This window comes from Photobacterium toruni (assembly GCF_024529955.1).
Classification (GTDB): domain Bacteria; phylum Pseudomonadota; class Gammaproteobacteria; order Enterobacterales; family Vibrionaceae; genus Photobacterium; species Photobacterium toruni.
Window position 1 is genome coordinate 213,145 of the sequence record NZ_AP024854.1, and the last position, 18,610, is coordinate 231,754.

At 40.9% G+C, this 18,610-nt stretch carries 20 protein-coding genes; 17 read left to right on the top strand and 3 right to left on the bottom strand.

Annotation, left to right across the window (positions count from 1 at the left end; all coding sequences use genetic code 11):
* Nucleotides 1–39: 39 nt before the first annotated feature.
* The 9 genes from pilM (at nucleotide 40) to dam (ending at nucleotide 8,709) form a co-directional block, all read left to right on the top strand.
* Complete coding sequence (gene pilM, locus OC457_RS01000; protein WP_080174365.1) at nucleotides 40–1,020, top strand: type IV pilus biogenesis protein PilM; 981 nt, start codon at nucleotides 40–42, stop codon at nucleotides 1,018–1,020.
* Nucleotides 1,017–1,628: a PilN domain-containing protein gene (locus OC457_RS01005; protein WP_080174366.1), complete on the top strand. Its 612-nt coding sequence runs from the start codon at nucleotides 1,017–1,019 to the stop codon at nucleotides 1,626–1,628. The genes pilM and OC457_RS01005 overlap by 4 nt, the downstream gene beginning before the upstream one ends.
* Nucleotides 1,621–2,205 (top strand): type IV pilus inner membrane component PilO, encoded by a 585-nt coding sequence (pilO, locus tag OC457_RS01010; RefSeq protein WP_080174367.1) that lies wholly within the window; start codon nucleotides 1,621–1,623, stop codon nucleotides 2,203–2,205. The genes OC457_RS01005 and pilO overlap by 8 nt, the downstream gene beginning before the upstream one ends.
* Nucleotides 2,206–2,216: 11 nt before the next feature.
* Nucleotides 2,217–2,732 carry a pilus assembly protein PilP gene (locus OC457_RS01015; RefSeq protein ID WP_080174368.1) on the top strand — a complete coding sequence of 172 codons (516 nt, stop codon included), beginning with the start codon at nucleotides 2,217–2,219 and terminating at the stop codon, nucleotides 2,730–2,732.
* A 13-nt stretch (nucleotides 2,733–2,745) separates the two neighbouring features.
* The gene (locus OC457_RS01020; RefSeq protein WP_080174369.1) at nucleotides 2,746–4,467 is read left to right on the top strand and encodes a type IV pilus secretin PilQ; all 1,722 of its coding nucleotides are present in this window, start codon (nucleotides 2,746–2,748) and stop codon (nucleotides 4,465–4,467) included.
* A 387-nt stretch (nucleotides 4,468–4,854) separates the two neighbouring features.
* Complete coding sequence (gene aroK / locus OC457_RS01025) at nucleotides 4,855–5,373, top strand: shikimate kinase AroK (RefSeq protein ID WP_045035958.1); 519 nt, start codon at nucleotides 4,855–4,857, stop codon at nucleotides 5,371–5,373.
* A 23-nt stretch (nucleotides 5,374–5,396) separates the two neighbouring features.
* Entirely contained in the window at nucleotides 5,397–6,476 is a 1,080-nt protein-coding gene (aroB, locus tag OC457_RS01030) for a 3-dehydroquinate synthase (RefSeq protein ID WP_080174370.1), read from the top strand.
* Between the two features lie 25 nt (nucleotides 6,477–6,501).
* Nucleotides 6,502–7,767, top strand: coding sequence for an AAA family ATPase (locus OC457_RS01035; protein ID WP_262054067.1), 1,266 nt, complete (start codon nucleotides 6,502–6,504; stop codon nucleotides 7,765–7,767).
* 108 nt (nucleotides 7,768–7,875) lie between these two features.
* Entirely contained in the window at nucleotides 7,876–8,709 is an 834-nt protein-coding gene (gene dam / locus OC457_RS01040) for an adenine-specific DNA-methyltransferase (RefSeq protein ID WP_080174372.1), read from the top strand.
* 11 nt (nucleotides 8,710–8,720) lie between these two features.
* Here dam and OC457_RS01045 read toward each other — a convergent pair whose 3' ends face one another.
* Nucleotides 8,721–8,918: a DUF2970 domain-containing protein gene (locus OC457_RS01045; RefSeq protein ID WP_080174373.1), complete on the bottom strand. Its 198-nt coding sequence runs from the start codon at nucleotides 8,916–8,918 to the stop codon at nucleotides 8,721–8,723.
* Nucleotides 8,919–9,115: 197 nt separating this feature from the next.
* Here OC457_RS01045 and rpe point away from each other — a divergent pair, with 197 nt between their 5' ends.
* The 8 genes from rpe to OC457_RS01085 all read left to right on the top strand — a co-directional run bounded on the left by rpe (nucleotide 9,116) and on the right by OC457_RS01085 (nucleotide 17,251).
* The gene (gene rpe / locus OC457_RS01050; RefSeq protein ID WP_080174374.1) at nucleotides 9,116–9,790 is read left to right on the top strand and encodes a ribulose-phosphate 3-epimerase; all 675 of its coding nucleotides are present in this window, start codon (nucleotides 9,116–9,118) and stop codon (nucleotides 9,788–9,790) included.
* A gap of 14 nt (nucleotides 9,791–9,804) precedes the next feature.
* Complete coding sequence (locus tag OC457_RS01055; protein ID WP_080174407.1) at nucleotides 9,805–10,488, top strand: phosphoglycolate phosphatase; 684 nt, start codon at nucleotides 9,805–9,807, stop codon at nucleotides 10,486–10,488.
* Nucleotides 10,489–10,591: 103 nt separating this feature from the next.
* Nucleotides 10,592–11,611 (top strand): tryptophan--tRNA ligase, encoded by a 1,020-nt coding sequence (gene trpS / locus OC457_RS01060; protein WP_080174375.1) that lies wholly within the window; start codon nucleotides 10,592–10,594, stop codon nucleotides 11,609–11,611.
* Between the two features lie 102 nt (nucleotides 11,612–11,713).
* Nucleotides 11,714–12,289 (top strand): aminodeoxychorismate/anthranilate synthase component II, encoded by a 576-nt coding sequence (locus OC457_RS01065; protein ID WP_080174376.1) that lies wholly within the window; start codon nucleotides 11,714–11,716, stop codon nucleotides 12,287–12,289.
* Nucleotides 12,290–12,611: 322 nt separating this feature from the next.
* The gene (locus tag OC457_RS01070) at nucleotides 12,612–13,835 is read left to right on the top strand and encodes an aspartate aminotransferase family protein (protein WP_080174377.1); all 1,224 of its coding nucleotides are present in this window, start codon (nucleotides 12,612–12,614) and stop codon (nucleotides 13,833–13,835) included.
* A 91-nt stretch (nucleotides 13,836–13,926) separates the two neighbouring features.
* Nucleotides 13,927–14,943, top strand: coding sequence for an arginine N-succinyltransferase (gene astA, locus OC457_RS01075; protein WP_080174378.1), 1,017 nt, complete (start codon nucleotides 13,927–13,929; stop codon nucleotides 14,941–14,943).
* A gap of 12 nt (nucleotides 14,944–14,955) precedes the next feature.
* On the top strand, nucleotides 14,956–16,416 hold the full coding sequence (gene astD / locus OC457_RS01080; protein ID WP_080174379.1) for a succinylglutamate-semialdehyde dehydrogenase: 1,461 nt from the start codon (nucleotides 14,956–14,958) through the stop codon (nucleotides 16,414–16,416).
* Nucleotides 16,417–16,456: 40 nt separating this feature from the next.
* On the top strand, nucleotides 16,457–17,251 hold the full coding sequence (locus OC457_RS01085; RefSeq protein WP_080174380.1) for a DUF1338 domain-containing protein: 795 nt from the start codon (nucleotides 16,457–16,459) through the stop codon (nucleotides 17,249–17,251).
* Nucleotides 17,252–17,334: 83 nt separating this feature from the next.
* Here OC457_RS01085 and OC457_RS01090 read toward each other — a convergent pair whose 3' ends face one another.
* On the bottom strand, nucleotides 17,335–17,529 hold the full coding sequence (locus tag OC457_RS01090; RefSeq protein ID WP_235866924.1) for a hypothetical protein: 195 nt from the start codon (nucleotides 17,527–17,529) through the stop codon (nucleotides 17,335–17,337).
* A gap of 183 nt (nucleotides 17,530–17,712) precedes the next feature.
* Entirely contained in the window at nucleotides 17,713–18,345 is a 633-nt protein-coding gene (gene crp, locus OC457_RS01095; RefSeq protein WP_036789513.1) for a cAMP-activated global transcriptional regulator CRP, read from the bottom strand.
* Nucleotides 18,346–18,610: the final 265 nt, after the last annotated feature.

Sequence of the window (18,610 nt, forward strand, 5' to 3'; positions counted from 1 at the left end):
AAATAGTTTGTTTTTTCGCCACATGGGAGCATAACACGGATGTTTCGGAACCCATTAAGTGTTGGGATAGATATTGGTAATCACAGTATAAAAGCTGTGGTGCTGCAACAAAAAAAAGAGCAGTTTGAGTTAACTGCCTTTGTTGAAGTTGAATTGACTAAAACAGTCATAAATGATCAGCATAGTGTGAATAATGCTGAGCTGTTGTCAGCAATGCGTCAAATTAAAAAGCAATTACCATGGCAAGCCAAAGCCGTCACTTTGGCCTTACCTGATAGCGCAGTGATCAGCAAGGTTGTTCAATTAGGTACCAGTCTCAGTGAAGAGGAGGCTGAGTTTGCCATTGTGCAAGCATTGGGTGCGGCGTCGCCATTTCCGGTTGAAGAGTTATGGTTTGATTACTTTCCTTTGATCAGTGATCGTTTTAGTGATTCAGCGTCAACGACACCATTCCAAGTATTTGCTTCACGCCGAGAAACAATAGATAACCGTATTAATACGTTACTGAAACTGGGATTTAAAACTAAAATCATGGAGTTACAAACCCATGCATTATTATGGTTGGCAGAATATTTGGCTGAGATGGGCAGCCATTATAACCAATGGGGTGTTGTCGATATTGGAAAACGGCATACTGAGTTTTGCATGAAACCACAAGGTAGTGCGGCTTATCATCGTGAGATTCGATTTGGTACGGTTATGTTTGACCATCAAGATGGAGCTGTTGATTTTGGTTGTAATCATGCCGAACAATTTACTAAACAATTAGCAGAACAGTTGAAGCGCCAAATTCAACTATATAACTCAACCCATCCTCGTAGTGGTATCAAAGGGTTATGGTTATGTGGTGGTAGCCAACATTTAGTGTCTGAATCATTATTACAACGTTTGATTGGTCTGGATGTGGTGTGGGTGAGCCCATTTCAGCACTTTAGTTGTGCTAAGAAGGTTGAATTACCCCACTTAATGTCAAGTCAATATGCCGTTGCTACCGGATTAGCATTACGAGGGCTAGCATGATCGATAAACTCAATCTATTGCCATGGCGAGAGCTACGACGGAAACAACATAAACAGCGTTTTGTTGGTTTGTTGATGGCGAGTGTTGCTGTGGCTGTTGTCGGAAATGCTGCAATTGGTGAATATATTGAAAATCAGCAATGGCAGCAACAAAGCCGCAATAATCAACTTCAACAAGAACTAACCAGTTTAGAGCAGCGGTTGGCCTTTTTGCCTGAATTAGATAAGCAGCGACATGCTATTGAACTGCGATTAAAAGTGATTGCTGATATTCAATTATCGCGCAATCGAGTTACACAACTGCTTAATCAATTACCTGAAGTGGTACCTGCGGGGGTATATCTTGATGAGGTTAATCTTGCCATTCAACGAGTGAGAGTAAATGGTTTTGGTGATACCAATGGCCACTTAGCCGCCTTGCTTGGAAAAGCAGAGCAATCACCATGGTTCAATAATATTGAAATGCACTCTTTAGTCACGACCAAAAGCGCAGATAAACAACCAAAATCACAATTTAATGCTTCTTTTGATTTAACCGCGCCAGCTATTAATAAGCAGCCAACAAAGCCAACCTTTACTACTGCAATAGTGGAGAAAACCCATGATTGATTGGCGTGAGTTAGAACTGGATGAAGTCACTGAATGGCCACTGTTACCACAGTGTTTGATTGCTTTAGTGTTGTCATTATTGTTATCAGCATTTGGTTATTGGTATTGGTTAACACCATTAACCGAGACCCTAGAACAGCAAAAACAACAGGAAATGACCCTTCGAAGTCAGTTAGTTAGCCGTGCCGCTCAGGTGGCAGCCTTACCACGAGTTAAAGAACAAGTTGCAGAGCTTAATCGTCGTTATCAAGAGGTGATAGAACAGTTACCGGAAGAACAAGAATTAGCCAGTTTACTCGCGAGCATTAATGATATTGGTGTCAAAAATGGGTTGATTTTTCAGTCTATTAAGTGGGCTTCACGGATAGAGCATGATTTGTATTATGAGTTGCCGCTTAATATGCAGATTACCGGATCTTACCAGCAAGTTGGTCAGTTTGCCGAAGCGATAGCACAACTGCCACGGATTGTTAATTTACGTAATGTAGAGTTAGCTCGAGCAGATAATCAAGGTTTTGATGAGTTGTTGTCTCTGACTGTATCTGCAACCACTTATCGTTTTAAAACACCGCAGTAAATGAGGATTCTATGAGAGCACTATTATGGCTGTTACCGTTAGGGTTCGGTTTAATGGGGTGTCAGGCTAATACTGATTCAGTTGAGCAGTTTATTGCTCAAACACACACTCACGCTAAAGCAAAAGTAAAACCATTAGCAGAGCCTTATATTTTTGTTGCTGAGTCGTTTGTGATGACCAGTAAACGAGTGCCATTTTTACGACCGAGGCCAGAGTTATTATTAACGAAGCAAGCGAATAGTAGCTGTTGGCAACCATTATTTGATCATAAACCGACTCAGTTAGAAACGTTTCCATTAGAACAATTGTCAATGAAAGGGGTGATTGGACATCAGCGTCAATTATGGGGTTTGGTTTACACTCCAAAAGGTGAATTAGTGAAAATTAAGCCAGGACAATTTGTCGGGCTTAATCGCGGCAAGGTGATAAAGGTGAGTGATAAGCTCATTGAAATAGAAGAAACATTACCCGATGGCAAAGGTTGTTGGCTAACACGGCCTGCAAAGCTGGCTTTAGTTCAGCATTAATCAAGGATGAGTTATGAAAGGGCAGACATGGGGGCTTAGCCGCCAGATTTTCGTCAGTGTATGGTTAATATGCTGGGGATTACTGACGGTAACGAGCGCAGCAGCTACGCCAGCAAGTGGTATTACTAATCAAGTTCAAGATATTAAATTCCATCGTGATGGTAAAGATCGAGGCATATTTACTGTTAGCTTAAAACAGCCGCAATCATTAGTTGATATTCGCCGCCAAGGTAAAAAATTACAGTTGGATATTTTTGATACTCAATTAACCAACGAACAAATACATACTTTAGATGTGGCTGATTTTGCGACAGTTGTAAATAGCATTGATACCAGCAACGTGCCTCGTGGAGCACGGTTTGTATTTAATATGACGGGTCGTTATGACTACGATTACCGTATTCGAGGTAATAATCTGGAAGTGACTTTAATTAAACGAACGCCCCCTAAAGCGACATCAACGACACACAAAAGTAAGGTCTCTTACAAGGGCAAGCCAATTTCAATTAACTTTCAAGATATTCCCGTGCGTAATGTTTTACAGCTTATTGCCGATTACAATGATTTTAACTTGGTCGTTGCAGACACTGTCAGTGGTAACGTCACGCTTCGTTTAGATAATGTGCCATGGCCGCAAGTGCTGGATATTATTCTGCAAGCAAAAGGGTTAGATAAGCGAGTGCGTGGTTCAGTACTCTTGGTTGCCCCTAAGGCTGAACTCGCGGCTAATGAACAACAAGTGATGGAAACCGCGCGGAAACAGCAAGAATTAGCGAGTCTACGCTCTGAACTGATTCAAATAAATTACGCAAAAGCGACAGATATTTCAGAGTTGTTAAGTGGCTCAAGTGATGGTGTTGGAATGTTATCTGAACGGGGGTCGTTACATGTTGATGATCGAACTAATGCATTGATAATTAAAGATACACCAGAAAATATTGCCAGTATTAAGGATATCGTGTTAGCGCTTGATATTCCGATTAAGCAAGTACAAATAGAAGCTCGAATTGTTACTATTGATGAAGGTAATATCGATGAATTAGGGGTTCGTTGGGGGGTATCTAGCATTGATGGTAACACAACGATCGGTGGCTCGATTGAAGGTAACCTTGGTAGTTCTGGATTATTAGATGACACCACTGTTGATGATTTTCTTAACGTTAACTTAGGGGCAACTCAAGCGGGAGCTGCAAGTATTGCTTTTCAAGTAGCAAAGTTAGGTAATGTGTTACTTGATTTAGAATTATCAGCGTTACAGTCAGAGCGTAAAGCTGAAATTATCTCAAGCCCACGCTTAATGACGACCAATAAAAAAACCGCTTATATTGAACAAGGCACAGAAATACCGTATCTAGAGGCATCATCAAGTGGTGCAGTATCCGTTGATTTTAAGAAGGCAGTATTAAGCCTTATGGTAACACCTCAAATTACCCCCGATAATAAGCTGGTACTTGATCTAGAAGTCACTCAAGACAGTAAAGGGGAAGAGGTGCCAACAGGGGTTGGTACAGCGGTAGCGATTAAAACGCAACGTATCGGTACGCAAGTGTTAGTGAATAATGGCGAAACAGTCGTATTAGGTGGTATTTATCAAAACCAAGTTAATAATACCGTTCGTAAAGTGCCTATTCTTGGTGATATTCCAGTGCTTGGCGCATTATTTAGACATAAAATGGAAGAACTTGGAAAACGTGAATTATTGATTTTTGTGACGCCAAAAATTGTGATGCAATAATTTTTCACTAAGCTTAACACTTTGCTGATAGTGCTTATAAACAATGCTCCAGCAGACTTGATGTAGGTAAAAATCTTTTAATTTCTATGGCTTATCTTGAGTTGCTCTGTGGGTGTTAAGCATGTTATTTGACAATTATTAGGATATTTACGAGCTTAATACGATTGACCTCTGACCTCGGGTAAGCCATTATGGCAACCTCTGTGGGTAAGACAGGATTAATAAAATATCGATTGATGTCGACTAGCTATTGCAAAATAGTAGTCAGTCCTGAGATAATTTTATGTCTTATCACGAATTATATGTGAGGAACTTGGCGCCTCGGGCTTATTTTAAATAGAGCCTGCGGGTGGTGTCGTTTTATTAACCGCGCGTAAATTGCTAAAAATGGCTGAAAAACGAAATATTTTCTTGGTTGGCCCTATGGGAGCCGGCAAAAGCACTATTGGTAGACACCTTGCACAACAGCTGCATATGGAATTCTTTGATTCAGATACTGTGATCGAAGAACGTACTGGCGCTGATATTAGTTGGGTGTTTGATGTGGAAGGTGAAGACGGTTTCCGTGTTCGCGAAGAAGCTGTAATTGATGACCTAACACAAGAGCAAGGTATTGTTCTGGCAACAGGTGGCGGCTCTGTTATTAATAAAGAGAACCGTAATCGCCTTTCTGCTCGTGGTATTGTTGTTTATCTAGAGACGACTATTGAAAAGCAATTAGCTCGTACTCAACGTGATAAAAAACGCCCATTACTTCAAACTGACACTCCTCGTGAAGTACTTGAAGAACTAGCAGCTGAGCGTAATCCACTGTATGAAGAGGTTGCTGACTACGTAGTTCGTACTGATGATCAAAGTGCGAAAGTAGTTGCTAACCAAATCATCAAGATGCTGGAAGAGCGTTAATTAATTAAAAAGAGAAGCTGACCATGGAACGGATCAATGTCAATTTAGATGACAGAAGCTACCCTATTTCAATTGGCGCCGAGTTGTTCGACAACTCGGCGTTGTTTGCATCTGTGATATCTGCAGGCAAGCGAGTAGTTGTGGTCAGCAATGACACTGTTGCCCCGTTATATGCGGATCAGGTAATGGCGACCATCAGTTCATTATCGTGCCAAGTGGCACTACTTTCTCTACCTGATGGTGAACAGTACAAAACCCTTGATACGTTTAATCAGATTATGACATTTTTATTGGAAGGTAATTATGGTCGTGATGTGATTTTAGTCGCTTTAGGTGGCGGCGTTGTTGGTGATATCGTCGGCTTTGCTGCTGCGAGTTATCAACGAGGGGTTGATTTTATTCAGGTGCCAACCACGCTGTTAGCACAAGTTGATTCATCGGTGGGTGGAAAGACTGCGGTTAATCACCGTCTGGGTAAAAACATGATTGGTGCTTTCTACCAACCTAAAGCGGTGATTATTGATAATCATTGTTTACAGACCTTGCCGCAACGAGAGTTGGCAGCAGGATTGGCAGAAGTTATCAAATACGGCATTATTGCCGATCATGATTTTTTTGTTTGGCTAGAAAACAACATTGAGCGGTTACATGCATTGGATAACGAGGCGTTGTGTTACGCCATTAGCCGTTGCTGTCAAATTAAAGCTGATGTTGTTGCTGCTGATGAAAAAGAATCAGGAGTAAGAGCATTACTTAATCTTGGTCATACTTTTGGCCATGCTATTGAAGCAGAAATGGGCTACGGTAATTGGCTGCATGGCGAAGCGGTGTCAGCAGGTACAGTTCTCGCAGCACAGACTGCCGCAAAGCAGGGATTAATCAGTGATGCTGATGTAATGCGCATTATTACATTACATCAACGAGCTAATTTGCCCGTTGTTGCGCCTGAAACGATGTTTTTTGACGATTTTATTAAGCATATGATGCGAGATAAAAAAGTATTGTCAGGTCAGCTGCGCTTAGTATTACCAACATCAATTGGTCGTGCTGAGGTTGTGGCTGATGTTCCTTTTGATGTGCTTCAGGACGTTATTGGTTGCTAAGCTGCCACCAATTGATGATTCTCGCATGACAAAACGAAAAAGTCTGGATCTGGAAAGCCAGATCCAGTTGCTGACTCGAGTACAATTTATTACGCGGTTTAGCTCCCATCTTATTCACCTCTCTGGTGCTCAAGGTTCAGGTAAAACTTGGCTTGCGCACACTTTTCTTGAAGATTATGCCACCGATTGTCATCAAGTATTATTGATGTGCCAGCGTGGACAAACTGATATTCAACATCGTACTTTATTGCTACAACAATTTGTTGATCAAGCGATGTTTAATGAACATGATTCTTTATGCCAAAGTGTTGAACATTTGTTAGCACATCAACCACATAAATTAATGGTGGTGATTGATGATGCTCATCTTTTGAGTTCAACTTTAATTGCTGAATTATGGGCGTTAGCACTGTATGCAAATCAACATTCTGAGTTACAAATTAATATTGTGTTATTTGCAAATCGCAATGAATTAAATCAAACCTTAACCCATGTTGCACATGGTTCAGGAATAGTACCAGTAGAATTAGATATTGATGATTCTTGTCATCAAAATATTATTTTACATAATCTACCACAAGTAGAAGGAATAACCATGAATTCAAATATAAACAAGAAGCCATTATTACCGATTGTGATTGGTGGGGGGGTTATTGTTTTAATTGCGGGTAGTTATCTTTTTATGGCACCGAGTTCGAGTAGTAAGACTACATCTATAGCTGTACCTTCAGCGGCAGTATCAACAGTGGTCACGATGGATAAAAATCCTTTACCACCACAACTTAAAGTTAATCCACAAGGGTTAACCGTAGGACGTCAAAATGATATTAAAGGCCAAGAGCGAATAGTCATCTCAGATCAGCAAATTGATGCCATTATTGATGATCATATGTTAGATGAGCATTCTGTCACAGCCGAAGATACTGGTATTGTGAATAAAGCAATAAAAAATATGTCATCATCGACATCTAAATTAGATTGGTCACTCAAATTAGCGGCGGATAAAAAACAATTGTTATTAGCTAGCCCTAAACATTATGCGATACAACTGGCTGCTACTCAAAGTTTGGCTGTTGCGAAAGCGTTTATAACAACACATAATTTGTCAGATGTTATGCTCTATCAAACTGAACGTAATCAGCAGTCATGGTTTATTGTGGTTACGGGGAATTATGCGACAGCTAGTCTGGCTCGTACTGCAAAGCGTCAATTAGCCCCATCGTTACAACAGCTAAAACCATGGTTAAAATCTTATCGTAAGATTGCACAAGAAATAGATCGCTTAAAATAAGGTCATTAATGTGAGTTATTTCTGTGAATTGGTATCAGCATAGGGTGTAAATGAGGTACAATCCGCGACCTTTCGTGACATTCTTGTAAGTGGTGGTGGGTAAGCTTAATGAAAAAGCATCGTGCATTCCTGAAGTGGGCTGGAGGTAAGTATTCTCTGGTCGAGGAAATCAAACGACACCTACCGCCTGCGCGTAAATTGGTTGAGCCTTTTGTAGGTGCTGGTTCTGTGTTTTTAAATACAGATTATGAGCATTACTTACTGGCAGATATCAATCCAGATCTGATTAATTTATATAATATTATTAAGCAAGAGCCTGAGCGATACATTGAAGATGTACGCCGATTATTTACGCCTGAATATAATACTAAAGCGGCTTATTTAAGTATTAGAGAAGATTTTAATAACAGTACTGATCCTTACCAGCGTTCAATTTATTTTCTGTATTTAAATCGCCACGGTTTTAATGGTTTGTGTCGTTATAATAAAAAGGGTGGGTTTAATGTTCCTTTTGGTTCATATAAAAAACCGTATTTCCCTGAAGCTGAAATGTATTATTTTTCAGAAAAAGCCAAACGTGCGACGTTTATTTGTGAAAGTTATAGTCAAACTTTTTCGCGGGCACGTAAAGGTAGCGTAATTTATTGCGATCCACCGTATGCGCCATTATCGACGACAGCTAACTTTACCTCTTATTCTGGTAATGGTTTTAGTTTGGATGATCAGGCAACATTAGCAAATATTGCCGAGAAGGCAGCTACTGAACGTGATATTGCAGTGTTAATCTCTAATCATGATACGCCGTTAACCCGCCGTTTATACACTGGGGCTGATCTGTCAGTCGTTAGAGTTAAACGTACCATTAGTCGTAATGGTGGTGGTCGTAATAAAGTCGATGAATTACTGGCGTTATTTAAAACTCCCGTCGCGACAGATAACTAATAATTCTGATTTTAGATTGCTATTGCTTGATGAGCGATAGCAATCATTATGATCACCAAGAGCACAATAACAATCCCCCCGATGACAATAAATGGCCATGGACTTGAATAGTTAAAGTCTTGCTGGCGCTGCTGTTGTGATTGCACGCCAAATAATGCCGCCAATACACTTTTTATTATTCCCCATACGGTAATTTTCTTTTTATCCATCAGCTTTTCTTATTTGTGATTCATATTATTTTTGATTGTAGTGGTTATGTTGATAGCCGTACTGATAATTATGGCTAACAACAGCAATAGATAAATCCATTAAGACAACACTTAGGGGATCGGGTAAACTGACAACAATTGAGACGCTTGGTAAGCCGAGCCTGTTGTTTTTTATCGCTAGTGTAGAGAGGCTAAACATGAAGGACTTTTTGATCGCTCCATCTATTTTGTCTGCTGATTTTGCCCGTTTAGGTGAAGATGTAGCAAACGTATTAGCTGCGGGTGCTGATGTGGTTCATTTTGATGTTATGGATAATCACTTTGTCCCTAATCTGACGTTTGGAGCGCCTATCTGTCAAGCGTTACGCGATTATGGTATTACAGCACCGATAGATGTTCATTTGATGGTAAAACCTGTCGATCGTATTATTCCTGATTTTGCTAAAGCGGGAGCGAGTATGATCACGTTTCATGTTGAAGCGACTGACCATATTGATCGCACATTACAATTGATCAAAGAACACGGCTGTCAGGCGGGCGTAGTGTTTAACCCAGCAACGCCATTGCATCATCTTGATTACATTATGGATAAAGTAGATATGATTTTGATCATGTCGGTTAATCCAGGTTTTGGTGGTCAATCTTTCATTCCTGCTACGCTAGATAAATTACGTCAAGTTCGTCAGCGTATTGATGCTTCTGGTCGTGATATTCGCTTAGAAGTGGATGGTGGTGTTAATGTAAATAATATTGCTGAAATTGCAGCTGCAGGTGCAGATATGTTTGTTGCTGGCTCTGCTATTTTTAATGAGCCTGATTATAAAGTCGCGATTGATAAGATGCGAGCACAGTTAGCTGAGGCTAAGCGTTAATGGTTTCTGAAAATATGATTGAAAATATTAAATTTATTGCATTTGATTTAGACGGTACGTTATTAGATAGCGTACCTGATTTAGCTGAAGCGGCTGATTTGACCATGCGTCATCTTGGTCGTGAAGGTGTGACAGTTGAGCAAGTTATCACTTGGATTGGTAATGGCGCTGATATTTTAATTGGTCGTGCATTAAGCCGTAGTTTTGATATTGACCCAGAGTTAGATCCCGCTTTACAGCGTCAAGCTCGAGAATTGTTTGATCATTATTATGCTATTGGTGGCCACCAAAAAAGTGCATTATATGCTGAAGTTAAAACAACATTAGCAAGCTTACATCAAGCAGGTGTACCAATGGCTATTGTGACTAATAAACCGTCACAATTTGTGCCACATTTGCTTGAAGAACATGGTTTGAGTACCTATTTTGTTGATGTTATCGGTGGTGATACTTTTCCATTGAAAAAGCCTGATCCTTACGCTTTGCATTGGTTAATGGAAAAACATCATATTGCAGCTGCTGAACTGTTGATGGTCGGTGACTCGCGTAATGATATTTTAGCCGCTCAAGCTGCTAGTTGTCGTTCATTAGGGCTGACTTATGGTTATAACTATGGTCAACCGATCAGTGACAGTCAGCCCGATGTTGTCTGTGATCACTTCAAACAATTACTTGATGTGGTTAAACTAGGCTGCTAGTACATTACGGTGTACACTAAAAAAAACAACATTAGGTACTGATAACCGCGTTATTAGTACCTTTCGTCAATGCAATTAAAGATATTAACAGGACAACCTGATCATGAGTAAACCCATTGTATTAAGTGGCGTACAGCCTTCTGGTGAATTGAGTATTGGCAACTACCTTGGCGCGCTGCGTCAGTGGGAACAGATGCAGGATGATTATGATTGTCAGTACTGTGTGGTTGATTTACATGCCATCACTGTTCGTCAAGATCCTAAAGCTCTTCATGAAGCTACTCTAGACGCTCTTGCGATTTGTTTAGCTGTCGGTGTTGATCCCAAGAAAAGTACTTTGTTTGTACAATCTCATGTACCTGAGCATGCACAACTAGGTTGGTTATTAAATTGCTATACCCAAATGGGTGAGCTAAGTCGTATGACTCAGTTTAAAGATAAATCAGCTCGTCATGCCAATGACGTTAATGCAGGTTTATTTGGTTATCCAGTACTGATGGCGGCTGATATTTTATTATATGGTGCACATCAAGTGCCAGTGGGTAGCGATCAAAAGCAACATTTAGAGTTAGCTCGTGATATTGCAACCCGTTTTAATAATCTTTATGGCACAGAACAAAGCCCAATTTTCCAAGTACCTGAACCGTACATTCCAACGGTAGGCGCACGTGTAATGAGCTTGCAAGATGCGACTAAGAAAATGTCGAAGTCAGATGATAACCGTAAGAATGTTATTACGCTGCTTGAAGATCCAAAGTCAATTCTTAAGAAAATTAATAAAGCCCAAACTGATGCTGAAATGCCACCACGTATTGCACATGATATTGAGCAAAAAGCAGGTATTTCAAATCTAATGGGGTTGTATTCTGGCGCAACGGGCAAGACGTTTGCTGAAATTGAAGCGCAGTATGCTGGGGTTGAGATGTATGGCCCATTTAAGAAAGATGTGGGTGAAGCGTTAGTGGCAATGCTAGAGCCAGTACAAGCTGAATATCATCGTATTCGTGGTGATCGTGCTTATCTTGATAGCGTCATGAAAGCCGGTGCTGATAAAGCCTCTGCTCGTGCTGCTGAAGTATTGAAAAAAGCCTACCATGCCGTAGGTTTTGTTGCGCGCCCATAAGCGTTAGCAATTATTATTATAACAAAGCAGGGCTTAGGCTCTGCTTTTTTGTAGCGAGAAAATGGCTGTCACAGACAGCTAAAATAAGAGCTTAGTTGTAATATGCTATTAATTATTGATAACTACGATTCGTTTACTTATAACCTTTATCAATATTTTTGTGAATTAGGCGCTGAAGTCGTTGTCGTGCGTAATGATGAGATTGATATTGCGACCATTGAGGCTTTAGCACCAACACATTTGGTTATCTCTCCTGGACCGTGTACGCCTAATGAGGCGGGTATATCTTTACAAGCCATTGAATATTTTGCCGGTAAACTCCCTATTCTTGGCGTCTGCCTTGGTCACCAATCGCTAGCGCAAGTATTTGGTGGTGATGTGGTACGGGCACGACAAGTCATGCATGGTAAAACGTCTCCGATTTACCATACTGATTGTGGCGTGTTTAAAGGGCTCAATAACCCATTAACAGTTACGCGTTATCATTCCTTGGTCGTTAAAGCAGCAACATTACCTGATTGTTTTGAGATCACCGCTTGGACAGAATTAAACGGTGAGTTTGATGAGATTATGGGTGTTCGACATAAAACTTTGGCACTTGAAGGGGTACAATTTCATCCAGAAAGCATTTTGACTGAACAAGGTCATCAATTGCTGGCTAATTTTCTTCGCCGTTAATACCGCTGTTATTGCTTTGCTAGCGTACTTAATTACTGTGTGAATAAGTACGTTTCTTCCGTTTTTATCACATCACGTCTTCACTATTAGATTCGATTTTTTCGCTATAGTGCAACCTTATGCACTTAGTGGCCTTTATCCATACCGAAAAGCGTACAGATAATAGATAGTCGTCAATAATCTTTCGTTAATAATGCATAACTATTACAGGTGTATTTATTAGTTAACACCTTAGTTTTAATAAAAATAGCTGTTATTGTTGGCAAAGGTTAATAAAATGTAAATACTAATAATAAGGCATCAAACACAGAAGGATAGTGTGATGGCAACTGAAGAAAAACGACAACGATCATTGTTTGATGAAGTTATGGTACCTTGCTATGCGCCAATGGAGATTATTCCTGTTCGAGGGCAAGGCTCACGGTTGTGGGATCAACAGCAACGTGAATATATTGATTTTGCTGGTGGAATTGCCGTTAGTTGTTTAGGCCATTGCCATCCAATAATGGTGACAGCATTAACAGCACAAGCGCAAAAGCTATGGCATTTAAGTAATGTGATGACTAATGAGCCTGCATTGCGTTTGGCTGAGAAACTAACCCAACTCACCTTTGCTGATAAAGTCTTCTTCGCCAACTCGGGTGCAGAAGCAAATGAAGCGGCATTAAAATTAGCGCGTCGTTATGCGGTTGATAATTTCAGCGCTGATAAAGACCAAATTATTGCCTTTCATCATGGTTTTCATGGGCGAACCTTTTTTACCGTTACTGTCGGTGGCCAAAGCAGTTATTCCGATGGTTTCGGTCCTAAACCGCAAGCTGTTACCCATCTTCCTTATAATGATTTAGCGGCGATCGCTGAATTAATATCAGATAAAACCTGTGCCGTGATGATGGAACCTTTACAAGGTGAGGGTGGGGTAATTAGTCCAACGATTGAGTTTGTGCAAGGAGTGCGTGAACTGTGCGATAAGCATCAAGCATTATTGATTTTTGATGAAGTTCAAACGGGTAATGGACGTACAGGAGACTTGTTTGCTTACCAAGGCCTTGGGGTTATACCTGATATTCTAACCACTGCAAAATCATTAGGTGGCGGTTTCCCTGTTGCTGCCATGCTTACAACCACAGCGCTTGCTGCTCACCTTAAAGTTGGTACGCATGGTTCAACTTATGGCGGTAATCCCCTTGCGTGTGCTGTTGCTGAGGCGGTGATTGATACCATTAGTCAGCCAGCAGTATTAGCGGGTGTTAAACAGCGTGAACAATGGTTTAGAGAGGGATTAACGCAAATTAACCATCGCTATCCTATTTTTAGTGATATTCGAGGTAAAGGATTATTACTTGGCGCGGTACTTGTTCCTAAATGGCAGGGGCGGGCTCGAGATATTTTGGTTGCAGCAGGTAAACAAGGAGTAATGGTGTTAGTCGCTGGTGTTGATGTGGTGCGTTTTGCTCCTTCATTAGTGATTGATAAAGTTGATATTGACGAAGGAATGCAACGTCTAGAGGCCGCAATAGCAACCTTATATCACGCAGAGCTTTAATGATTATCGGTTGCTATTGATGCTCAAAAGTAACCGCTGATTTATGCCAAGGCAATGGTGGTCGCCATTGCCTATATCAGGAGGAAATGTCATGCTCATTATTCGTCCTATCACTAATGCTGATTATCCAGCACTGATGCAGTGTGCTGAAGCATCAGGTCATGGTTTTACCTCACTTCCTATCAATGAAGATTTACTTCGTACTCGAATTCAACATTCTCAAGTGAGTTTTAATACTCATGTAACCTCGGCTGGGCAAGAAAGTTATTTGCTGGTGGCTGTTGATAGTGACAGCGGCCAAGTTGTCGGTACTACAGCTATTGAAGCCACTGTTGGGCTTGATGTGCCTTTTTATAATTACCATTTAAGTACCGTAACTCATGCTTCACGGCAGTTAGGGGTACATAACATAGTGAAAGTATTGACGTTGGGCAATCAATATACCGGTGATACTGAGCTATGTAGTTTATTTCTATTGCCTGAGTGGCGCCAAGGTGTCAATGGACGGTTACTGTCGAAGTCGCGTTTTTTATTGATGGCGGATCATCGGCAGCGATTTGCAGACGTTGCTTTTGCTGAGATGCGAGGTGTCTCTGATGAGCAGGGGAATTCTCCTTTTTGGCAATGGCTTAAAGAGCACTTTTTTTCAATTGATTTTACTTATGCAGATTATTTAACGGGGATTGGTCATAAAGGTTTTATTGCTGATTTAATGCCGAAATTACCGATTTATGTCAACTTACTCAGTAAAGAAGCACAGGCCGTGATTGGACAAGTGCATACAAATACTCGCCCAGCATTACAGCTATTAGAACAAGAAGGATTTTGTTGTCGCGGTTATGTTGATATTTTTGATGCAGGTCCAAGCGTGGAGTGTGATGTTCGTAATATTGAAACTGTACGTCATTCGCAGCGGTATCGTGTTGAGATTGGTGAACATACCAACAAGCAATGTTATTTAGTCTCTAATTGCCAGTTAGCAGGATTTCGCGCAGTTGCTGCACCGTTAGCGGTAAATGCTCAAGGGCAAGTGTTAATGACCACCGATGTTGCTGCTGCACTGAATGTTGATGTTGGTGATGAAGTGCGGTTAGTGGCGCAATCATAACAGGAGAATCAAATGAGCTTATGGATTAATAATCAATGGCTAGTTGGCGATGGTGAGCAGTTTCAATCACTTAATCCTTATGATGGTACTGTGGTTTGGCAAGGTAATGCCGCGACGAATTGGCAAGTTAATGCTGTGGTTGCTGCTGCAGAGGATGCGTTTTTAATGTGGCGTAATACAACCTTTAGTGAACGTCTCGTAGTGATAGAACGGTTTGCTCAATTAGTGCATCAACACCAATCTCAGCTTGCTCAAATTATTACCGCAGAAACCGGAAAACCCTTATGGGAAAGCACCACTGAAGTCGCAGCAATGATGGGTAAAGTTGCCTTATCAATTACCGCATATCATGAGCGTACGGGGACTCGCCAGCGCCAGCAAGGTGCAACGACTATGGTTGTTCGTCATCGTCCGCTAGGGGTTATGGCGGTGTTTGGACCGTATAATTTTCCTGCCCATTTACCTAATGGACATATTATTCCAGCCTTACTAGCCGGTAATACCGTGGTTTTCAAACCTTCTGAATTAACGCCTAACACAGCACAATTAATGTGTGAGCTGTGGCAACAAGCGGGTATTGCTGATGGCGTTATAAATCTTGTTCAAGGAGGAAAAGAAACGGGTGCGGCGTTAGCGATGGCTGCAGGTGTTGATGGAGTATTGTTTACTGGTAGTGCACAAACCGGACATCTATTACATCAGCAGTTTGCAGGGCAGCCTCAAAAAATGTTGGCATTAGAAATGGGAGGCAATAACCCATTAGTTATTGGTGAAAATTATGGTGATATTGAGGCCGCGGTATATACCATTATTCAATCGGCTTTCTTAAGTGCGGGACAACGATGTACATGTGCCCGCCGATTATATATTGCAAATGGACAAGCAGGGGACGCTCTGTTAGCTCGCTTAGTTGCTGTTACCTCACAATTACTGGTTGGTGATCCTTCTGCAACGCCAGCCCCCTTTATGGGACCTTTAATTTCTTCTGTGGCAGCGGATAAAATGATTGAACATCAACAACAATTATTGCTGGCTGGTGGTGTGGCTTTATTAACGGCGACCCGTGGGCAAGGTGCCATTGTTACGCCTGCGATTATTAATGTGAGTGCGATCAGTGAACTTGCAGATGAAGAATATTTTGGACCATTATTGCAGGTCAGTCGTTATGCTGATTTTACTCAAGCGGTGGTCAGTGCAAATCAAACCCGTTATGGCTTGGCTGCAGGGTTAATATCAACTGATACACCACAATGGCACTATTTTGTTGAGCATATTCGTGCTGGAATTGTAAATCGCAACCGACCATTAACAGGCGCGAGTGGCGATGCCCCTTTTGGTGGTCCTGGTGCATCAGGTAATCTTCGTCCAAGTGCTTATTATGCTGCAGACTATTGTGCTTATCCGATGGCATCGATTGAGGGGGAGCAATTACAGTTGCCGGCTCAATTAGCGCCAGGAGTGAGCTTGAGCTAAGGTTTAATGACTGATAATGCTTTTAATAAGCAGGTTGATTATGGAATCTATTACACAAATTTTTGATGGCTTATGGCATGATTATAGTCGACGTTTATGCCCTTCTGCAGTTCAAATACAGCAGTTGTTAACTGAAGATACCGCGTTGCTCAATGACCATATTGCGTTGCGTAGTTTTGGGTTGCCTAAGTGTGGGTTAGCAGTGCTTGCCGCACCATTTATTGCTTTGGGCTATCAACCGCAAGCAAAATATCATTTCAGTGCTAAGAAGCTGTATGCCGAGTCATTTATTCATGCTAATCCTTTACTGCCAAAAGTGTTTATTAGTGAATTACAATTAGCAGGGTGTTCGGCTGAATTACAGCGTGCGATACGAGGATTGCTAGATCAGGTGGATGATGATTATTTTTGCCAGCCTGATTTTGTTTATGGTGGGCGTCCATGGCAAATTGACTTTGCAACTTATCAATTTTTAGCTGCTGAAAGTGAATATGCGGCATGGGTGGCAGCCCATGGTTTTGGGGCCAATCATTTCACGGTGAGTATTAATCAATTAGAACAGTTCTCTAATCTTGAAGAGGTTAATCATTTATTACGTCATAACCAGTTTGTGATTAATCAATCAGGCGGCGAGATAAAAGGTAATGCAGAAGTAATGTTAGAGCAATCAGCTACGATGGCAGATGTCGTTGGTGTCAGTTTTCGAGATGGTATTCATAAGATTCCGGGTGGTTTTTATGAATTTGCTAAACGTTATCCGCAACCTAATGGTGAGTTATATTTAGGCTTTGTTACAGCTTCAGCAAATAAGATATTTGAAAGTACGGACAGTTAAAAGATGAACCTTAACTTCATAGGATCAAGTCTCGAAGAATAGAAAACAGCACTGCATTATATGAGTGCTGTTTAGAATTTAAATTAATTATCGAGCGGTGAACCCCAAACACCTGATTCATCTGCAGGGCAACGACGTAATCCGGTTTGTTGTTCAAGGTAACAACGGCTATCACTAAATCCGGTCATTTCAATGGTTGTTGGTTGGCCGGTCAGTACGCCAGGTACGGTGGTGTAACTATTAGCAGAAAAGCGTTCAATATCCATATTGATCATCATTGATTTAAAAGTCCATTTGTAAGTGAAATGTAGCATGAATGGATGTTATTACAAATTAAAATTTAACAGTGAGACTACCGCTATTAATGATTATATTATGAGGATATTAAAGGGGAAATTTAGCATAAAAAAAACCGCAGATATAAGCTGCGGTTTCATTGGTAATTAACGTACCGCTAAAAATTAGCGTGTACCGTAAACTACAATCGTTTTGCCATGAGCAGAAATAAGATTTTGCTCTTCCAGCATTTTTAAGATTCGACCCACAGTTTCGCGAGAACAACCTACGATCTGGCCAATTTCTTGACGAGTGATCTTAATTTGCATGCCATCAGGATGTGTCATTGCATCGGGTTGTTTTGCCAGATTCAATAACGTTTGTGCAATACGGCCTGTTACATCAAGGAATGCAAGATCACCTACCTTTTGACTTGTCACTTGTAAGCGGCATGCCATTTGAGCAGATAAACGCATTAGAATATCTGGATTCACTTGAATTAACTGACGGAATTTCTTAAATGAAATTTCTGCAACTTCACAAGGGCTTTTTGCACGAACCCAAGCTGTACGTTCTTGGTCTTCTTCGAACAAGCCGAGTTCACCAATAAAGTCACCCTGGTTTAGGTAAGAAAGGATCATCTCCTTACCTTCTTCATCCTTGATTAATACAGCAACAGAACCCTTCACGATATAGTACAAAGTCTCAGCTTTTTCACCTGCGTGAATTAACGTGCTCTTTGATGGATATTTGTGAATGTGACAATGGGAAAGAAACCACTCTAAAGTTGGATCTGTTTGCGGTTTACCTGGAACCATATTACTAACTTCCTCTGCATATGTTGCCCAACAATATGTTCTGTAGAGATAACTAAACAAAACGAAGTGTTGGCAGGGTTATTCACTCAGCGGCTAAGCTGTGAGTTAACTTGAACTGGCTTAGAGTGTATCCTTTTTCTCACGCTTTTTCTTGATATTGATCGAGCAGATAGGCTCATTTATGAGAGATAAGTGTGCACATGATCACATCGTTGTGAGTTAGTTGCCTGCAGTATCGTTTTAAAGTGGTTTTATTCTCTAATTT